Annotated in this window: 21 protein-coding genes; 7 read left to right on the forward strand and 14 right to left on the reverse strand. The window is 39.1% G+C overall.

Going from position 1 to position 17,067, the window contains the following annotated elements; translation table 11 throughout:
- Entirely contained in the window at positions 1 to 795 is a 795-nt protein-coding gene (locus ABJQ32_14845; protein MEP5290927.1) for a HEAT repeat domain-containing protein, read from the reverse strand.
- Position 796: 1 nt separating this feature from the next.
- Positions 797 to 1,348: a sigma-70 family RNA polymerase sigma factor gene (locus ABJQ32_14850; protein MEP5290928.1), complete on the reverse strand. Its 552-nt coding sequence runs from the start codon at positions 1,346 to 1,348 to the stop codon at positions 797 to 799.
- A 158-nt stretch (positions 1,349 to 1,506) separates the two neighbouring features.
- Between ABJQ32_14850 and ABJQ32_14855 the strand changes: the two genes are divergently transcribed.
- Positions 1,507 to 4,371, forward strand: a complete 2,865-nt coding sequence (locus ABJQ32_14855; GenBank protein MEP5290929.1) for an FAD-linked oxidase C-terminal domain-containing protein — start codon at positions 1,507 to 1,509, stop codon at positions 4,369 to 4,371.
- Here the strand turns inward: ABJQ32_14855 and ABJQ32_14860 are convergent.
- Positions 4,366 to 5,334, reverse strand: coding sequence for an alpha/beta fold hydrolase (locus ABJQ32_14860; GenBank protein MEP5290930.1), 969 nt, complete (start codon positions 5,332 to 5,334; stop codon positions 4,366 to 4,368). The two genes, ABJQ32_14855 and ABJQ32_14860, sit on opposite strands and share 6 nt — an antisense overlap.
- Positions 5,335 to 5,386: 52 nt before the next feature.
- On the opposite strand from ABJQ32_14860, the gene ABJQ32_14865 reads away from it, so the two are divergent.
- Positions 5,387 to 6,184, forward strand: a complete 798-nt coding sequence (locus tag ABJQ32_14865) for a UbiA family prenyltransferase (GenBank protein MEP5290931.1) — start codon at positions 5,387 to 5,389, stop codon at positions 6,182 to 6,184.
- Between the two features lie 8 nt (positions 6,185 to 6,192).
- Positions 6,193 to 7,317, forward strand: a complete 1,125-nt coding sequence (locus ABJQ32_14870) for a hypothetical protein (GenBank protein MEP5290932.1) — start codon at positions 6,193 to 6,195, stop codon at positions 7,315 to 7,317.
- 13 nt (positions 7,318 to 7,330) lie between these two features.
- Here the strand turns inward: ABJQ32_14870 and ABJQ32_14875 are convergent, their stop codons facing one another.
- The 6 genes from ABJQ32_14875 to ABJQ32_14900 form a co-directional block, all read right to left on the reverse strand.
- Positions 7,331 to 8,122 carry a PhzF family phenazine biosynthesis protein gene (locus tag ABJQ32_14875; GenBank protein MEP5290933.1) on the reverse strand — a complete coding sequence of 264 codons (792 nt, stop codon included), beginning with the start codon at positions 8,120 to 8,122 and terminating at the stop codon, positions 7,331 to 7,333.
- Between the two features lie 23 nt (positions 8,123 to 8,145).
- The gene (locus ABJQ32_14880) at positions 8,146 to 8,571 is read right to left on the reverse strand and encodes a BLUF domain-containing protein (GenBank protein MEP5290934.1); all 426 of its coding nucleotides are present in this window, start codon (positions 8,569 to 8,571) and stop codon (positions 8,146 to 8,148) included.
- 116 nt (positions 8,572 to 8,687) lie between these two features.
- Positions 8,688 to 9,320, reverse strand: coding sequence for an SRPBCC family protein (locus ABJQ32_14885; protein ID MEP5290935.1), 633 nt, complete (start codon positions 9,318 to 9,320; stop codon positions 8,688 to 8,690).
- A gap of 60 nt (positions 9,321 to 9,380) precedes the next feature.
- Positions 9,381 to 9,851 carry an SRPBCC family protein gene (locus ABJQ32_14890; protein MEP5290936.1) on the reverse strand — a complete coding sequence of 157 codons (471 nt, stop codon included), beginning with the start codon at positions 9,849 to 9,851 and terminating at the stop codon, positions 9,381 to 9,383.
- 8 nt (positions 9,852 to 9,859) lie between these two features.
- On the reverse strand, positions 9,860 to 10,735 hold the full coding sequence (locus tag ABJQ32_14895) for an RNA polymerase sigma factor (protein MEP5290937.1): 876 nt from the start codon (positions 10,733 to 10,735) through the stop codon (positions 9,860 to 9,862).
- 92 nt (positions 10,736 to 10,827) lie between these two features.
- Positions 10,828 to 11,250 carry an SRPBCC family protein gene (locus ABJQ32_14900; GenBank protein MEP5290938.1) on the reverse strand — a complete coding sequence of 141 codons (423 nt, stop codon included), beginning with the start codon at positions 11,248 to 11,250 and terminating at the stop codon, positions 10,828 to 10,830.
- A gap of 165 nt (positions 11,251 to 11,415) precedes the next feature.
- Here ABJQ32_14900 and ABJQ32_14905 point away from each other — a divergent pair, with 165 nt between their 5' ends.
- Together ABJQ32_14905 and ABJQ32_14910 are read left to right on the forward strand one after the other, a co-directional pair.
- Positions 11,416 to 11,598, forward strand: a complete 183-nt coding sequence (locus ABJQ32_14905; protein MEP5290939.1) for a hypothetical protein — start codon at positions 11,416 to 11,418, stop codon at positions 11,596 to 11,598.
- A gap of 264 nt (positions 11,599 to 11,862) precedes the next feature.
- Positions 11,863 to 12,294: a YHS domain-containing (seleno)protein gene (locus tag ABJQ32_14910; GenBank protein MEP5290940.1), complete on the forward strand. Its 432-nt coding sequence runs from the start codon at positions 11,863 to 11,865 to the stop codon at positions 12,292 to 12,294.
- Between the two features lie 12 nt (positions 12,295 to 12,306).
- On the opposite strand, the gene ABJQ32_14915 is transcribed toward ABJQ32_14910, so the two are convergent.
- From ABJQ32_14915 to ABJQ32_14925, 3 genes are all read right to left on the reverse strand, one after another.
- Positions 12,307 to 12,600 carry a DUF3817 domain-containing protein gene (locus tag ABJQ32_14915; GenBank protein ID MEP5290941.1) on the reverse strand — a complete coding sequence of 98 codons (294 nt, stop codon included), beginning with the start codon at positions 12,598 to 12,600 and terminating at the stop codon, positions 12,307 to 12,309.
- Positions 12,601 to 12,621: 21 nt separating this feature from the next.
- Positions 12,622 to 13,359: a DsbA family protein gene (locus ABJQ32_14920; protein ID MEP5290942.1), complete on the reverse strand. Its 738-nt coding sequence runs from the start codon at positions 13,357 to 13,359 to the stop codon at positions 12,622 to 12,624.
- Between the two features lie 185 nt (positions 13,360 to 13,544).
- The gene (locus tag ABJQ32_14925) at positions 13,545 to 14,531 is read right to left on the reverse strand and encodes a hypothetical protein (protein MEP5290943.1); all 987 of its coding nucleotides are present in this window, start codon (positions 14,529 to 14,531) and stop codon (positions 13,545 to 13,547) included.
- A 205-nt stretch (positions 14,532 to 14,736) separates the two neighbouring features.
- Here ABJQ32_14925 and ABJQ32_14930 point away from each other — a divergent pair, with 205 nt between their 5' ends.
- Entirely contained in the window at positions 14,737 to 15,303 is a 567-nt protein-coding gene (locus tag ABJQ32_14930) for a sigma-70 family RNA polymerase sigma factor (GenBank protein ID MEP5290944.1), read from the forward strand.
- Entirely contained in the window at positions 15,290 to 15,676 is a 387-nt protein-coding gene (locus ABJQ32_14935) for a DUF6768 family protein (GenBank protein MEP5290945.1), read from the forward strand. Before ABJQ32_14930 ends, ABJQ32_14935 begins: the two co-directional genes overlap by 14 nt.
- On the opposite strand, the gene ABJQ32_14940 is transcribed toward ABJQ32_14935, so the two are convergent.
- Both ABJQ32_14940 and ABJQ32_14945 read right to left on the reverse strand, forming a co-directional pair.
- Entirely contained in the window at positions 15,673 to 16,185 is a 513-nt protein-coding gene (locus ABJQ32_14940; GenBank protein ID MEP5290946.1) for a DUF350 domain-containing protein, read from the reverse strand. The two genes, ABJQ32_14935 and ABJQ32_14940, sit on opposite strands and share 4 nt — an antisense overlap.
- Complete coding sequence (locus tag ABJQ32_14945) at positions 16,175 to 16,975, reverse strand: hypothetical protein (GenBank protein ID MEP5290947.1); 801 nt, start codon at positions 16,973 to 16,975, stop codon at positions 16,175 to 16,177. Before ABJQ32_14945 ends, ABJQ32_14940 begins: the two co-directional genes overlap by 11 nt.
- Positions 16,976 to 17,067: the final 92 nt, after the last annotated feature.

The following is a 17,067-nucleotide window of genomic DNA, read 5'->3' on the forward strand; positions in this document are numbered from 1 at the left end:
TTAAGTGTTTTGCAGTGTCTGGATACTTTGGTTGAGCTTTTCTTTCACAAATTCATCTTGCGTACTTTCCTTGAGCTCTTCCATTGCTTCAACTGAAGATTTTTCCTGTATGTCTACCAATGCATCAGCTATAGCTACCAGCATCAAAGGAGAGTCTTGCATTTTTAAGGCATCTACAAGCGCGTGTCTAACCTCTGGTTGATTGGCATACCTAAGCAATGATTCGAGAGAGGCGAGGCGAACATTTAAATTTTCATCATGATTAAGTGTTGAGATCAACGCCTTAATTACTTTTTCATCGGCATTTGGAAGCTCTGCTGCAAGGTTTACCGCTCTTATTCTTTCCTGTGCCTTAGGTTGTTCAATAAGCGTTAGCATCATCATCTCTTTCATAGATTGTATTTCATTGCTGAGCTGAGCTATATCTTGCTTTTGATTTTGCGAGGGCAGCATCCACCACCCAATGAAGAGCCCCATGACCAATGATGCTAATCCAACTTGCCAACTTCGAGTCATCCGCTCGACAATCCAATCCATCACATTTGGTCTAGCAGTCTTTTGCTTCTCTGCATAGGCAGACATCATTCCTTCAAATCGAGCATCCATCTTCTCGGAAGGTTCTGGTCGTTCGATTTCTTCAAACAGATCCCATGTTTGCTCAAGGTCTTTCAATTCTGAAGCAACTTTAGGATTTGAATCCAGAAACTGTTTAAGCGCGACTTCCTCATTCTCACTGATATCGCCAGCGAGCTTATCTTGCCACAGTTCTTCCGCTTTTTTCTTTGTTAGTTTCATATCAAACGTCCAGTTTTAAGTAGGACTCTCGTAATTCTTTTAATATTCTGTGTACACGCACCTTTATAGCACTTTCTGTCACTCCTAGCATCTCAGCTACTTTGGCATATTTCACTTTCTGAAACCTTACCAACTCTATCAACTCTCTCTTTTCATCTGTTAGATTTGAAAGCGCCTTTTTTAAATAATTCAGTTCATCAGAGCGTTCCATATTCACCTCCGTATTTGTTGTTTCGCTTAGCTGCTCTTCATATGGATTCATATCTTCTTGAAAAGCATAGCGTTTGTTTTTTCGGTAATGATCGTGATGCACATTGCGCGCCATCTGAAACGCCCAAACCTCAAAATCTCCATTTTCTTTGTACGTATGCTTGTACTTCAAAATCCGCACGAATACGTTTTGAACTAGGTCTTCACTAGTTGCTCCATCGCTGGTCATTCCGTAGAAAAATCCAAAGAATCGGCGACTGTATCGTTTATAAAGAAGGTTGAGTTTTTCAACATCACCCTCTTTCACTTTCAGCATCAGGTTGTGGTCTTCCAGTAGGTTCATTTGGTGCATTCTATCGGGGAAACTCAAGTAAGTTCGGAAGGTTACATGGGGATTGGAAATTTCTTTTTTCAATGTCATTCTGAGAAAAGCGAAAAATCTTCATCATTATAAGATCCTTCACTACGTTCAGGATGACATTTTGTATTTAGGTTTGAACTATGAACTTCGACAGCCTTCAAAAGGAACTAAAAGGTGAACTCCATACTGGAGAAGCTATCAAACGTATCTATGCGACAGATGCGTCCGCCTATCGTGAAGTTCCTCAGGCAGTTGCTATTCCAAAAACGGATGAAGACATTCAAAAGCTCATCCAATTCGCGAAAGCAAATCAAACATCACTTATTCCTAGAACGGCAGGTACCTCTCTTGCCGGACAAGTTGTTGGTGGTGGAATTATCGTTGACGTATCGAAATACTTTACCAAGATCATTGAAATCAATACCGAAGAGGAGTACGTATGGGTTCAACCTGGAGTAGTACGAGATGAACTGAATCGCGAGCTAGCCAAACAAGGCTATTTCTTCGCTCCTGAAACTTCTACAGCAAACCGGGCCATGATTGGTGGGATGATTGGAAACAATAGTTGTGGTTCCAACTCTGTTGTTTATGGAGGTACTCGAGAGCATTTACTTGAGGTCAAAGCGTTCCTTTCAGACGGATATGAGGTTCTTTTCAAGGAAACTGAAGATTTAAGAGGATCAGCAGATCTGGAAACAGAACTATATGAAAATATTTCGGAGATTCTTTTGGATGAAACCAACATTAAACGGATTAAAAAAGAGTTTCCCAAGCCAAATATTCCAAGAAGAAACACAGGTTATGCCTTAGATATGTTGGCTAACATGCAGCCATTCAATTCCAAAGGAGGATCTTTCAATTTCTGTTCGCTAATTGCAGGATCAGAAGGAACACTGGCTTTTGTTACTGCGGCTAAATTAAAACTCACTAAAATTCCTGAAGGATATAAGCGACTGGTTTGTATTCATTGTAAAAGTGTGGATGATGCGCTCCAAGCAAACCTGATTGCACTCAACTATCAGCCTTATGCCTGTGAATTGATGGACCACTATATCCTCGAAGCGACTGCAAGAAATAAAGAACAAGCAGCAAATAGATTCTTTGTGGAAGGAGAACCTAAGGCTATTCTGGTGGTAGAATTAATAGGTGATACGGAAAAGGAAGTAGACATTCGCATTCTCAACTTTCTCACAGAGCTAGGCAAGCAACGACTGGGTTACGCATTCCCAATAATTCGTGGAGACGACATTGCAAAAGTGTGGAACTTACGCAAAGCCGGATTGGGTCTATTATCCAATATTCCAGGTGATACAAAGCCTGCACCAGTCATTGAAGACACGGCTGTAGATGTCAAAGATCTACCAAACTACATTGGAGACTTTAATAAAATTCTCCAAAAGCATGACCTCTACAGTGTGCATTATGCACATGCAGGATCGGGTGAATTACATCTCAGGCCCTACTTGAATCTTAAAACAGAAAAGGGTGTAAAACTCTTTCGAACTATAGCACAGAAGATTGCCACACTCGTAAAGAAATATGAAGGATCGCTCTCTGGAGAGCATGGGGATGGTCGCTTAAGGGGAGAGTTTATCCCTAAAATGATTGGGAAGGACAATTACCAATTATTGCAGAGGGTAAAAAAAGCGTGGGATCCCCATAACATTTTCAATCCAGGAAAGATTGTTGATACCGCTCCAATGGATACCTCATTAAGGTATGAAAAAAACCAAGTCACACCGGAATATGAGACAATGCTTGACTTTTCCAACGATCAAGGGGTTGTTCGTGCTTCTGAGTTATGCAATGGATCTGGAGACTGTCGAAAATCGGAGCTGACCGGAGGTACCATGTGCCCAAGTTATCAAGCTACTCGAGATGAGAAAGACACCACAAGAGCCCGTGCTAACATCCTTCGGGAAATGCTCACTCGACCAGAGACTGGAAATCCCTTTGCTCAACCAGAAATCAAAGAAGTGATGGATCTATGCCTTTCTTGCAAAGGCTGTAAAAGCGAGTGCCCTTCTAATGTAGACATGGGGAAGCTAAAGGCAGAGTGGCAATACCAAGCTATGAAGGAAGAGGGTGTTCTTTTTAGAACAAAGATGATCGCCAACTATGCTAAAAGTATGGAGCGATTTGAGAATGCTCCATGGGTATTTAACCTTACACGAAACCTTTCTAAACCTCTATTGGGATTTGCACCTCAGCGGTCTATTCCCAAAATGGCCTCTCAGACTTTAAGATCCTGGTTTGATAAGAAATTTCATTCGCTCCAGCGAAAACCAAAAAAAATTGTTTACTTCTTCTTTGATGAGTTTACTAATTATCTGGATGTAGAAATAGGCAAGAAAGCAATTATGCTTTTGGATCGCATGGGATATGAAGTGCGAGCGGCTAATCATGAAATTAGCGGTAGGGCTTATCTTTCTAAAGGGATGCTCAAGGAAGCTCGAGAGCTTGCAAAAGAAAATGTAACGCTTTTTCATTCGCTACTCAAAAAAGATATCTGCCTAATTGGCATTGAACCATCTGCTATTCTCACTTTCCGTGACGAATATGCTGATTTGCTAAGGGGGGAGGAAAAAAAACAAGCCTTGGAAGTTTCTAAAAAGACGTACACGATTGAAGAGTTTTTGGCAACCGAGTTAGGTTCAGGAAACTTAAAGCCGGGAGATCTTTCACATGAAAAAAAGAAAATCTTAGTTCATGGTCACTGCCACCAAAAAGCTCTTTCGTCCATGACACCCACAATGAAAGTATTGAAAGCAGCAGAGAACTTTAAAGTACAAATGATTCCAAGTGGATGCTGTGGAATGGCTGGTTCATTTGGTTATGAAAAGGAGCATTTCGAGGTATCCATGAAAGTTGGTGAATTGGTTTTATTTCCTAAAGTACGTGAAGCAGAGGAAGACACTATCATTCTTGCATCGGGCACTTCTTGTCGTCATCAGATTTGGGATGGAACAGGTAAAGTGGCGAAGCACATAGTGGAAATATTATAGTTTGGCTTTCCCAGCAATAAAGCCCTCAATCCTCCAGAGATACCAGAGCTTTCCATCCTTCTTTTTAGTAAACCCTGTGTGTCCCCCATATCTAGGAGTCTCAAGGCTCACATATTCATTTTTTTGACATTGCTTATATGGATAGCAGTACTCTGATAGCAGCGGGTCGTTCTGAGCGTTCACAATCAATAAGGGAATTTTGATCTTTGGAAGAAACTGGCTACTTGACCATTTTGAATAGTATTGATCTAAGTCGGAAAAGTCGTGATGCAGCAATACATATTCTTTGTAAAGCTTTTCTAAGGAGTCCATAGTTTTAAGCTTTTCCAAATCAAATAACTCAGGAAAAACAACTGCCTTTCGCTCAATCTTTCTTTTCAATTTCTTAATAAAGCTTTTCTCCACCAAATGATTCAATCCCTTCTTCAATTTCTTAGAGGCTGCTGATAAATCCATAGGGGTGGAAAACACTATACCACATTTCACTATATCACTTTGTATTTCACTACCCAGATAGTTTACTACGAAGTTGCCGCCCATCGAAAATCCAAGTAGAATTACTTGACTATAATTTCCTTCTTGTGCCGCGTGCGTAATAACCTCATGCAAATCCCGAATGTCTCCATGATCGTAAAAGCGAGGCAGTCTGTTAAGATCCTTGCTGCAACTTCGATAGTGCCACACCAAAACGTCAACACCCTTTTTTCCAAAATGGGAGGCTGATTCTTCGATAAAATGATCTTGAGAATTTCCTTCAAATCCATGCGAAATGATTATCAACGTTTCCGAGTCTTTTCTCACCCAATCAAGGTCCACAAAATCACCATCATGTAATTCCAACCGCTCACGCTCATAGACTACCTTGTGACTTTTTGCAGTAAAGTAAGGAACAAGCGTTTCCATCCAAGCATTAAAGTAGAGTGACGGTCTTTTTGAATAACTTGATTCCTTTATTATTGGCATTTAATTCTCATAGTCATCTGTGCTTCAATATACTTTCAAAACTTTCAATGCATTGCTTTATACAATTAGGCCTTCGGCTACCATTGGTGCATGCATGCTGACATTAGCTGCTTTTAATCCTCAAAAAAGTGAGATGAGCCTAGTGATTCCGCTCATGACAGCAGCCTTTTTTGGCAGTTCTTTTTGCTTCCTGGTTAATGATATTTACGACAAGGAAAAAGATCTTTTGAACAAAAAAACAAGACCTATAGCTACAGGAGTACTTTCCATAAAAGTTGCCGTTGGAAGCTCGATATTTTCCATGCTGGTTCTCCTGATATCTGCTTGGTTTCTGGGTGTTTACACATTCGTATTGTCATTTGGCTTTCTAGCTATTGCAATTACTTATTCATACTTAAATGCTAAAACAGGGCTTTTTGCAAACATGCTCGTGGCGCTTATCGTCTCCGGTACGCAATGGGGTGTAGCGATTATTAAGCCTGATGAGTACCTCTGGATAATTGCTTTCTTTCTGTTTTTCTTTACCATCCCAAGGGAAGTTTTATTGGATTGGCTGGACCTCCCCGGAGATCAAAAATCTGGTAAGAAATCATTCCCAATGAACTACTCACCAGCGAAAGTCAAGCTGCTAGTATGGATTAGTTTAATACTTTGTACCTCTTCCATTTTTTTCATTCTTGATCAAAATTCAAATGCATTATCACTTACTTTTTTCGTTTTAGCATTGATTACTTCATGGGCTTCATTCGTTCCTTTTTTTAGAAGCACTAATGATCGTGGAGCGTTGCTAAGCGTGAGGTGGTCTCACATGACGTTTGCTTTTCTTATCCTAGCTTTATTCTGCAGATGATCCAGCAAATGACTTTTTTAAGACTTCTAATCAGCGGAATACTCGCTATCCTTTATGTTCGGTGCTATTCTCAGTACTCAGAAGTTGAATTGGTACGCAAAATCGATTCTTTTCAAATTGAACAGGATGAATTCTATGACACTGGACTGTTTCCTTCAAAGCGTACATGGAGTTTTTCTAGCAAGCCGGTGGAAGACAATACTATATTTTTTACTGCTTCGATTATTTCTACGCTTCGGACACTTGGAGATAAGCTAGATAAAGAAAATCGCGAGACTGCAAACTCGATGATTTCAAAGGCTTCAATTGTTTATTCAAAGTATAAGAATCGGAACGGTGGAGTTACCTACAATTTTTGGCAAACAGTTTCTCCAGATCTTCCATTCCCTAACGGGAGCAAGCTTATTTCCAATGAAAGAATGCGACTGCCAGATGATTTTGATACAACCATTTTAATAGCACTTTCACAAGAAGAAAACGACAGTTCTGATATGCTGATTAGGGAACGAATGATAACCTATTCCGGCAGGAAAAATAGGGATGATACCAGATTGATTACGCTTAGCGAATACCAAGACCTGAAGGCTTATGAAACATGGTTTGGAAAAGATATGCCTCAAGCATTTGATCTATGTGTCATGTCTAATGTGCTTTTATATGTGATTGGCAGAGGTTTTGAGTTGAATGAATACGATAGTGCAACTGTTTCTTTGGTTAAGCAGATGATCATGAATAACGATCATATCTTGCGAACCTCGGACGTTTCATTTCATAGTAATTCTCCTGCACTAATACTGTATCATGTTGCTCGGTTAATCGCGGCTAATAGCCAAGGTCATTTTGATGAAATGAAAGAAAAGGTGATCGCTGATTTGATGAGTCTGATAGAAGAAGTGGAAAACGAAGTAGAGAAAGTGATGATACTGTCGTCGCTTCGTCGATTAGGCCATGAAACTCCTAATGAAATTAACTTCGAAAAACTTAAGGTAGATGTTAGGACGTTTAGCTTCTTTTCTGTCAATCCGTTTAATATGAGCAAAGGGGAAAGTAGATACCTTCCGTCTGTCAGCTGGGTGTGTGAAGCGTACAATTGGGCCTTAGTGCTGGAATTAATCGTCTTGAAAAAACAGTAGTTTTCTCCATAAGTTATTCTATCATAATTTCTCCCTTCAAGTAAGTCACCGCATTGCCCGCTATTAAAACTCGATCTCCTCTATTTGTACATTCCAGATAGCCCATGCGTTCTGAGAGCTGATAAGCAACCATTTTTTCTTTACCCATTTTTTCTGACCAATAGGGAATCATCGAGCAATGAGCAGATCCTGTCACAGGATCTTCAAAAACAGAAGCTCCGGGCAAGAAGAAACGTGAAACGAAATCTGCCTCATCTCCCTGTGCCGTGCAAATGATCCCTCCTTTTCCAAAGTCAGAGGCACTCAGCATACTCGAGTTTACAACCAGCTCACGTATCTCTATTTCAGACTCAAATACCAACATATAATCTCTAGATTTGTAAATTTCCTTTGGTTTGATGCTGAATGCTTTCAACATGGATTTTTCCATGATAGCTTCTTCCGGCATTCGAGATGGAAAGTCCAACTGGAGGAGTCCTTCTTTCTTTGTCACCACAAGTTCTCCACTCACCGTATCAAAATAGATCTTGTCCCCTTTGTCATGTAGTTCCGTAAAAATGATGTGAGCGGATGCCAACGTAGCGTGACCACACAGGTCAATTTCAAACTCAGGTGTGAACCATCTGAGTTGATACCGATTCTCTCTTTTTTGGAAAAACGCGGTTTCTGCCAAGTTGTTCTCAATGGCTATTTTCTGGAGGACATCATCTGTAGGCCACTGGTCTGAGATAAGAACCACAGCAGCGGGGTTTCCTCCAAAAAGATGATTCGAAAATGCATCAACCTGATAAATGGGAAGTTTCATGTCTGCAATATTACGTTTCTATACTAAGCCATTTTGAAAAACAGCTGAACTATTCTCATGGCATTGTCATCAAAGTCTAAGTCACCACTAATGATATTATTGAAAATGTCTTCTTCCTCTTTAAGTGGCACTGTATTGAATTGTACTCTATCAAAATCCTTGTATCCCATTTCCCAAGTTGGGAATACTCGCTCTTTGATAGACTCGAAATTTCGTTCATTCACTGTTGTGTGACGAGGGTCCTCTTTAATCAAGTTGAATAATGCTCTGATATCATCTTTTCCTCCTTCAAGGTACTGGATAAACCGACTATTGGAATGCAATAGAACCCCTGTGATCATGTTTTGAGAATTATTCCTTTTACAAGAGTTTAGGATATTTTCAATCTCCTTCTGGTCACAATGGGGCTTTCTGAAACTGGTATATACCAATCTATAAAGTGAGCTCATTACGTGGTTAGGTTAGAGTTTAATATCTAAATATAACTCCATCAGATGATATATAAAATAGTTATGTGAAACACAAAAAGGCCCGCTAAGGCCTTCTAATGGATTGTATCAAATTTCTAGTTTTCTGCAGATGCAAGCATTACTCTCTTCGTTCCAGTGGTTTCAATGACGTACTTATTCTTTATAGACTTAAAGTTTTCCTTGGTTACTTTTTCACCTGTCTTAGCATGATGCTCTACAGCTATGAAGTAATCTTGAATGAGTTTCTTAAACTTCCCTTTGGCCATCGGTCCCATAAACCCTGGCTTAGTACGATACTGCATATCAAATGAAAATTCACTTGTCCCATTTCCTAAATCTTTAATGCTGTAAACAGCTCTAGTATATTCAGGATCTACGGGAAATTTTCCTGCCTGGTAAACCGTGTTCGTAAATGACATCCCATCAGGAGAATAGTTGATCATCTTCTCTTTCAGAAATTGTGTCTGCTTTTCATTGAAGTAGCAAACTCGCTCAGCTCCTTCGCCTGCTTTTAATGTGCCATTGATATACTCCGATTCCACTATCTTTGGATGAGAGTAGGCGATTCTTCCATAATCTTCACCAACTACTTCCCACAGTTGTTCAGCAGGCAAATCAATCACTTTGCTTACCTGAAATTTCTGTACTTTCTTCTGCTTCTGCGCCATCGCGCTACCTGAGATAGCAACTAGTATTACCAGTGCTAAAACTTCCACTTTTTTTCTCATTTCTATACTATTTTTTGTTGATACCTATTAGATTACACATAATGAAATGTGTTACAGCTTTTAAAGAGTAAAACCGCAATAAGCAGCTATTGCTTTTCTTTCTCGTAAAGAGATTTTATCCAGGCCTCTCAAAATGGCAGGCCCTGCGACAAAGCGGAACATGAGGTAAAGTATGGGTTGAAGAATCTTATACTTAGGTACTATCTCCACATGCATATATGCGCTGCTTATTCTCTTATCAATCGATGAGACACCTAGTGTAGCCCGAGCAGATTTGATAGGCATAGTTGTTTCAAAAATTTCTACGGTATAAAATTTCCCTTCTTCCCACTCAATAATTCGTTCTTTGATATAAGATCCATCCAGCATAAAACACTCCCTTTCTGCACCTTTTCCTTCCATACAAGAGCCCTCGATAAATTTCGAATTCTTCAATAATGGGTGAAATTGGTAGATGTTAGAAAAATCAGCTAAGTATCTCCATAGTACCCCTGTTTGGGCTCTCATTTGTCGTTGAATATGGACTTTCATCGTTATTACTAATTCAGATTAAACAATCTGACTACCTTCTCATCGCTGATCACTTCATCTAAAAAAGTCTTGCGATCAAACTCTTTTTTGAATGGCAGTCTATCGTATAACTGACGATGCTGATCTTCTACAATGGACAACAACTCATCGGCATCTTTCGAAATATATTCTTGAAAATTGGAGTATTCTTCTCGGCTGAACAACAGGTTTTTACTGTCTATCCGTTTGCTTTCAATCATCACTGTGACTTTCTTATAACACCTACAAGGATTCGTTTTGTTGACTAACCCACATTTATTATTCATAAACTGAAAAAGATCTCTTCGAGCTCTGGACAGTCGTACTCGAAAGTTTTGTTTGCTGATTCCCAGAATTTCGGATCCTACTGTATGATCTGCATTGAATAGCTCACCAAGAATATAAACCATGCGTTGATCTCTGGTAAGGCATAGCAACATGCCAGACATACATGCCAGATTCATCTCTCTGATTTCAATTACTCGTTCTTCTTGCTCCAATTCTGTCAGTTCAATGTTATCAAAAGTATCAAGCACATTTCCGAACGTTTGGAAATCAGTAATCACTTCTTCACGACCTATCTTTCGCATTTTCAAAAAGTGATTGGCCACAATTCGATACAGCCAGGTTCGAAATTGCGATTCTCCTTTGAACTGGGATAGCTTAGTGGTAACCTTGATGAGGACTTCCTGAGTAATGTCTTGCGCATCATTGGGATTTTGCACCATCTTCCAGGCAATATTGAAAATAAAAGGCTGATGCTTTTTTAGTAGCGCTTCTAGCGCTTCCTTATTCCCTGTCAAAGCTTTCTGGATGAGACTTTTATCGTCTTCGTCTGTTTGATATTCCTGTTGAAATGGATTCATACTATTCATTATATACGCTTTGATCTTGAAAAAGTAAATGTGTTACAAGAGTCCGCCAATATTCTTTGAATTTCGACAGACTCTGTGTGTGTTTATATGGAAAGCTCTGCCAGTTTACTGGAAGAAGTTGAATAAATTTCTTCGATTCCGGGTTTCACTTGTTCGAAGGTCTCCTCATTTTCCACCTCAAATTCTACATTCCATTCTAATTTGGTCTCTCCATTCTTTCCTGAGAACTTCATTGTTCCAATTACATCAGAAATAGGCATGAAGGACTGTTTATCGATCCGATATTGAAAAAGCTTTTGCTCATCATCTGATTCCAAAATGGTTTCAAAAAGCTCATTACCATCATGCATTTGGCAGACACGCTTCGCTCCTTTTCCTTCCCCATTGATAGTGCTTCCTGAAAGTATAGGTAGCCATCTTTCCCATTCGGCCCCAGTTCTTACATTGTTCCATACTTGATCCAAGTTCGCATTCAAAGTATGAGTGGTTTCAATTCGTTTTTTCATATGCTCATTTTTTAAAATGTTTCCCTTTTGATCTGGATTCGAAAAATGTGTTACAGGATTTGGTTGAGAAAATTGTTCTTTACCGAACAGTTTCTTGTGCGTGGCTGAACAGATAACTCGTCGATTTTCAAATACGTTTAACTAACCTGAACAAAGACTAAAGACATGAAATTACTCCTTTGGCTCATTCTATTGGTTATCTGCTGGCCACTAGCCCTGGCAGTTTTGTTGTTTTATCCTGTTATCTGGTTAGTGCTGCTACCATTCAGGATTTTGGGTTTTGCCGTTGAGGGCGTATTTGGGTTTGTGAGGGCATTGTTTATGCTACCGGCGAGAGTGTTGAGTTAATTGTTCTAACCACTTTTGTTTTTTAGGAAATAGATTCCTTCGCTGCACTCAGGATTATACTCCGGTTAAACTAGTACGTAAAACTTAAATAGCTTTTCAATCTCATTTCTGGGCTTTATGCAGACGAGAGGAAGCATCTCTTGAGGAATCGCAAAAAAGAATAAGATTCTTCATTGCATTCAGAATGATAGCCCGACTATCCTCTTCGTGACAATTCAATCATTCCATAAATCTTTGTCATTCTATTGACGTGTACTTATGATTATGAAAACACTCACATCCATATTCTTTCTTCTTTTAACATTTGTAGTATCCGCTCAAAAGAGTCCAATCTACACCACGAAGGATGGAGCTATCAAAGGATATGATCCAGTTGCATATTTCAATCAGGGAGAACCGGTGAAAGGTAGTGAGGCATTTACTTACAAATGGAAAGAAGCCGATTGGTATTTTAGCTCGAAGGAAAACCTAGATGCTTTTAAAGCTAATCCTGAAAAACACGCACCTCAATTTGGAGGCTATTGTGCGTATGGTGTTTCAAAAGGAGCCCTGTACAAGATTGAGCCCGAAGCATGGAAGATCGTAGAAGGAAAGCTGTATCTGAATTTCAGCAAAGGCATTCAGAAAAAGTGGGAGGCTGATCAAGCCACATTTATCAAAGAAGCTAAAGTCAATTGGCCAAAAGTGATTGAATGATTTACTGACACCTTAAGTTTTATTAGGTAGAACTTTAGAAGTAAAATAAAACGTACCAAAAGGAACAATGGAAGCTATCAGTGCTATTAAAGTCACCTTATTGTTCCAACTTCGATCAATTCTAAATTGAACAGCCACAAATATGTATATCACGAATAATACTCCATGAGCCATGCCTATGATTTTATTCGGACCAGGCATTTCAAAATAATACTTTAGCGGCATGGTAATAAACAGAATCAATAAGAAGGACACTCCTTCAGCAAAAGCTAAAACCCTAAACCTATCTTCTTTTGTTTTAAGCATGCTTTTAAATTAATCAGAAAGCTATTGAGCAGCCCCTCGTTTTGATTCTACTTCTGCTATCGTCTTCTCTACTTGCGAGTTCATTTGATCAAACGTAGCATATCCATGTGCAATCATGAATAGCTGATCATTGTGTAGTAAAATCATTGTTGGATAACCCTGAACTCCCCATTGCCGGTTGAGTGTGAACTCATTATTCGTTTCATAGCGTACTTCCTCACTTTCAAAGCGCTCTGAAAACTTTTCAAAATCAATATCGAACTTATCACAAATGGTTTGATAGAACTCTACTTCCTTGGGATCTTCAGAATCGACATAGAACTTTCGCTGTACCTCCTCAAAAAACTCCATTTCCTGATCTTGTACCAAGGGCCGAGCAGCTATAATGGCTCTACAGCTAGGCTCAGTATCATAATTGAACTCATCTTTCTCCATCAACTTATAGCCGAAAGGTTGACCACTAGCTTGTGTCACATGCCCCCAATGTTCTTTGAGAAAATTCTTCATCTCGTCATTCCAGGGATCTCCTCCTCCTGGTCGCAATCCACCAACCATCACACGGTATCCGATTTCTTTGCTGCGATAGTGATCTCTAAGCTTGATCAGATCTGGTGAAATCCCCCAGCACCACGAGCACATTGGATCTCCAACGTAGATAATCTCTGTTTTTTCTGTTAGCTTATCTTGACCTATTGAATACAGATCATCTAAAGTTGACGGTGTACATATGCCGGTTTCAGGATCACAAAAAGGATTCATTCTTTTTTTTTGAATCACAACAGCATTATGAAAAGCTGAGTTCTCTGAAGGCCAATTATCTTAACCTATCTTTGTCAAGTTAAACAGCCTGTCACGTTGAGGCTCTCTAAAACGTATGATCAGAGGAGATTTCGACAGGCTCAATTGACATACGCTCTAGAGATTTCAAACCTGACAAAGTAGGATTAATGCTTTCTTGCAAACGAAGTAACGATTCCAAACTTTATTCCTGTCAGATTTACCCCATCTACCTGATAAAAAGGAATGGAAACAGCGGTAAACAACTTTAGGTTAACCGTGGAGTTTCGGTTGATCAGCAACCCTCCCCCCACATATGCTCCAATCCCACTGTCTGTAGCTCTGTAGTCCTGATCGAGGTAGGTGTCCTTCACGGTAGCATATCCATATTCCATTCCTCCGTTGATAAACAGGGTAGTTCTTTTTCTAGAAAGCGGATACATTACTCCTAAATTGACATTCCCGTTTTGCAGTCTTCTCCCTGATTGGTTATCAATAATCAAATTGGATGATGGGTAGAGTTCAAAGTCAAAATTGAAGAGTATGGTAGAAGCATCATATGTATAAGCAAGTCCAAAACCAGAAAGGACTCCTTCATTGAACACATGCTTTCCTCCTAGCATAATTCCCACAAAGTGATTGACCTTGATTTGTGCAAGTTCTACACCATTTTGGTCATACTCTGTAACTTCATCTATTTCTATGGCTGTTTTGGCTGAACTATTGGTTAAGAAAGATCTCCCAAGTCTAGACAATAGTGGATCCAAATCTTGCTCTGTTGAACCTTTCGCCATATCATGCCATACCTGTTCATTGGTTGGGGTCCTATAAATTCCTAGTGAGATAATATAAACGCCCTGCAAGTAATGAATCTCTCCTCGCATAATGTAAGGAGCGCTCATTTCAAGCGCCTTTTTAGTCGAAACAGTTATTCCCTCTTTTTCGGCATAGCCAGATGATCCTACCTGCTCATCCAAGATGATGGTATATTCATGATTGTTTTCAATGTAAGACTTTATCAATTTGGAGGTAGAGTATTGCAGCCCCGAAGTAGCATTCATATTTATCAACTCAAAGCCGGGGAAGTAGACAATCTTCTGAGCATTGGAATAGCTGAATGCGAATAATGCAATCAAAATAATTAAAGCTCTCATGTTGGTTAATGTTAGTTTTCCATTAGTATGGAGTAAAAAACACTTCCCCTAATCAACTGACCAATAATTGAAAATAAAGTAGAAAGCTTTGGGGGAGGATATCAGCTATTGTGCCTAAGGCAACTTTTAGAAATAACGTTCGAGTTTGTAGATTGAAGAAAATCCATTGAACCTTTTCCCCTTTCCATCGACTAAGGGTTAGCAAATGAAAACATCGGATCAAATAATAGAGGAATGGCTGGTAATTAATTGCCAGGCTGGCGATCGAAAAGCATTTGAATTGTTGGTGAAACGGTGGAATCCCAAAATGTTTGGTCGTGTTTACTACACAACAAAAGATGCCGTTGCATCAAAAGACATTGTGCAGGAAGCCTGGATTACCATTATCAAAAAAATAAAGACACTCAGAGATCCAAGAGCTTTTCAAGGATGGTCTTTAAGAATTGCCACTACTTTGGCTATAGATTGGATTCGATCCAATCAGGTCAACAGGAAAAGAGAAGCAATTCGAGAGCTTGTTCAAGCTGAATTTGCTGAAAAAAGCCTCGGTCCAAAAGAAGAAACACTCATCTCACTGAAGAAAGCCATTGATGAATTGCCTCCAGAACAGCGCACAGTAATTCAAATGTTCTATCAGGAAAATTTATCCATCCTTACCATAAGTGGAATACTGGACTTGCCAACAGGAACGATAAAATCGAGACTCTTTCGAGGGAGAGAATACTTAAAAAAAATGTTAGAAAATAAACTATATCAAGATGAAAAAGAATGATGAAATAGATCAGATGATCAAAGAAGCTTTGTCTGATGACGAAAGGGAATTATTTAATAATTACGAAGAGCAAGGCATGTTTGAAATGATTGGTGGACTGTTTCAAGGAAAAATGAAGTGGCTTAATGGATTAACAGCATTCATACAACTGATTATATTAGGGTTTGCTGTGTATTTTGGATATCGATTTTTTGGAACAGATCAGGTAACTGAAATGATTCGATTTGGCGGACTCTTTTTCTTATTCATGATTATGATGACCACCTTAAAAATCTTCCATATGATGGAGATGAATAAGAATGCCACTATTAGAGAAATCAAACGAATGGAACTTCAAATATCTGTTCTCACGAATAGCTTGAAAAAGAATTAGATCGGTGGTAATTCAGGATAGGGAATAATCGCTTCGATTAACAACATCACACCATCCTTTGTAAGAAGGGAGAGTGTGATTAAAATGCTACTGATAATCAGCGAAACACCTACATTGTTTTTTCTGATTTCCTCAAACTCGTCAATGGGTGTCAGCTTGCTGTATAAGAAGGTGCTTATCAATCCTATGAGAATAGTAGCAGTATAGGCAATTGCTATGTAAATAGCTCCGGTACCTATGTACTTGAAAGCCAGAATAAAACTGTTGGACTGTTGATTGAGCAACCTAAAAGATGAAATGAGGGGTTGCACAATTCCACTAATCATGATACCAACTGAAAGGATAATAGCGGAGACAAATATGCTGTAAGAGAGGTTATACTCTTGAATACGGTAGTACTTTCTACCTACCCATTGCACAATCTTATACGTCAAAGCCAGAATAAATATGCCAATCGTGATGGCGGATATAATTTCTATTAATGCAAGTAGTGCGATGTTAGTGTTCATTTACAAGAGCAATTTTCCAATAGTTAACATTATTTGTAGTAGGAGGTAAGATCCCGACAGGCCACCCTTTAGCAGTAGTTTCCCAAAAGTAATAGTTCTTGCCTCTGTATTTTAAATGGTCGCCTGCTGCTGGAATATTCAATGCTAGCATTGCATGAGCATATTCATTGCTAACGACAATCATTGGATCAAAAGCAAGTTCTTCGAGTATTGTATATATCAGTACTGCCCTGGTATCACAATCCCCATATAGGGAATGCAAAAACTCATAAGGAGAAAGCAACCCGAGGGCTATGTTTCCGATACACGGCTTTCCATTATTTTCACTTTTTTCACAATCTTCTGAGCGCACGTAACTGTAAGGAATGTCTTGAACAAATGTGACAATCATTTCTGCTAATTCACTTCGCGTAAGCTTTTGCTCGATTGAAATATCTATCAGTGAATCAACCATAAAATCAATATAGGATTTACTGTCTTTAATCAAACTTGAATAAACCGAGCCCCATATATCTGCATAGCTGGCCCTTTCATAGATGATTTCATTTCTACTCTTTCCTGCCTTTAAACTCAGCAATTCTGTTGATTGATAAGATGCGCAGAAAGATTTTGAGTAGTTCATCAGGTCCCAACTTCGCTCATGAAGTCGATCATTGTGAATGTTTACCTTTTCATAACTATCTACACATATATCTTCATCAAACTCTCCTGTTTTAAAAAGTCCGATAGCGCCAGTGATCATTGAATAAACCACCAACACGAAAAGTAAAAATCGAAGAACTGATTTCATTGGGCTAAAGATGCGATAAATCGAAGAAACTCATCACTAATTGTCAAATCGATCTTCCCTACTCAATAAATTTTCCTAATTTCCTTTTCTTC

This window comes from Marinobacter alexandrii, assembly GCA_039984955.1.
In the GTDB taxonomy this organism is placed as follows: domain Bacteria; phylum Bacteroidota; class Bacteroidia; order Cytophagales; family Cyclobacteriaceae; genus Ekhidna.

Bases quoted from the DNA above. Each gene is read 5' to 3' on its own strand.
- ABJQ32_14920 (MEP5290942.1), bottom strand. From the start codon at position 13,359: ATGAATCCTTTTTGTGATCCTGAAACCGGCATATGTACACCGTCAACT.
- ABJQ32_14935 (MEP5290945.1), top strand. From the start codon at position 15,290: ATGAAAAAGAATGATGAAATAGATCAGATGATCAAAGAAGCTTTGTCT.
- ABJQ32_14945 (MEP5290947.1), bottom strand. From the start codon at position 16,975: ATGAAATCAGTTCTTCGATTTTTACTTTTCGTGTTGGTGGTTTATTCA.
- ABJQ32_14875 (MEP5290933.1), bottom strand. From the start codon at position 8,122: ATGAAACTTCCCATTTATCAGGTTGATGCATTTTCGAATCATCTTTTT.
- ABJQ32_14845 (MEP5290927.1), bottom strand. From the start codon at position 795: ATGAAACTAACAAAGAAAAAAGCGGAAGAACTGTGGCAAGATAAGCTC.
- ABJQ32_14860 (MEP5290930.1), bottom strand. From the start codon at position 5,334: ATGCCAATAATAAAGGAATCAAGTTATTCAAAAAGACCGTCACTCTAC.
- ABJQ32_14910 (MEP5290940.1), top strand. From the start codon at position 11,863: ATGAAAACACTCACATCCATATTCTTTCTTCTTTTAACATTTGTAGTA.
- ABJQ32_14915 (MEP5290941.1), bottom strand. From the start codon at position 12,600: ATGCTTAAAACAAAAGAAGATAGGTTTAGGGTTTTAGCTTTTGCTGAA.
- ABJQ32_14900 (MEP5290938.1), bottom strand. From the start codon at position 11,250: ATGAAAAAACGAATTGAAACCACTCATACTTTGAATGCGAACTTGGAT.
- ABJQ32_14940 (MEP5290946.1), bottom strand. From the start codon at position 16,185: ATGAACACTAACATCGCACTACTTGCATTAATAGAAATTATATCCGCC.
- ABJQ32_14930 (MEP5290944.1), top strand. From the start codon at position 14,737: ATGAAAACATCGGATCAAATAATAGAGGAATGGCTGGTAATTAATTGC.
- ABJQ32_14890 (MEP5290936.1), bottom strand. From the start codon at position 9,851: ATGAAAGTCCATATTCAACGACAAATGAGAGCCCAAACAGGGGTACTA.
- ABJQ32_14885 (MEP5290935.1), bottom strand. From the start codon at position 9,320: ATGAGAAAAAAAGTGGAAGTTTTAGCACTGGTAATACTAGTTGCTATC.
- ABJQ32_14850 (MEP5290928.1), bottom strand. From the start codon at position 1,348: ATGAACCTACTGGAAGACCACAACCTGATGCTGAAAGTGAAAGAGGGT.
- ABJQ32_14855 (MEP5290929.1), top strand. From the start codon at position 1,507: ATGAACTTCGACAGCCTTCAAAAGGAACTAAAAGGTGAACTCCATACT.
- ABJQ32_14870 (MEP5290932.1), top strand. From the start codon at position 6,193: ATGACTTTTTTAAGACTTCTAATCAGCGGAATACTCGCTATCCTTTAT.
- ABJQ32_14905 (MEP5290939.1), top strand. From the start codon at position 11,416: ATGAAATTACTCCTTTGGCTCATTCTATTGGTTATCTGCTGGCCACTA.
- ABJQ32_14880 (MEP5290934.1), bottom strand. From the start codon at position 8,571: ATGAGCTCACTTTATAGATTGGTATATACCAGTTTCAGAAAGCCCCAT.
- ABJQ32_14895 (MEP5290937.1), bottom strand. From the start codon at position 10,735: ATGAATCCATTTCAACAGGAATATCAAACAGACGAAGACGATAAAAGT.
- ABJQ32_14925 (MEP5290943.1), bottom strand. From the start codon at position 14,531: ATGAGAGCTTTAATTATTTTGATTGCATTATTCGCATTCAGCTATTCC.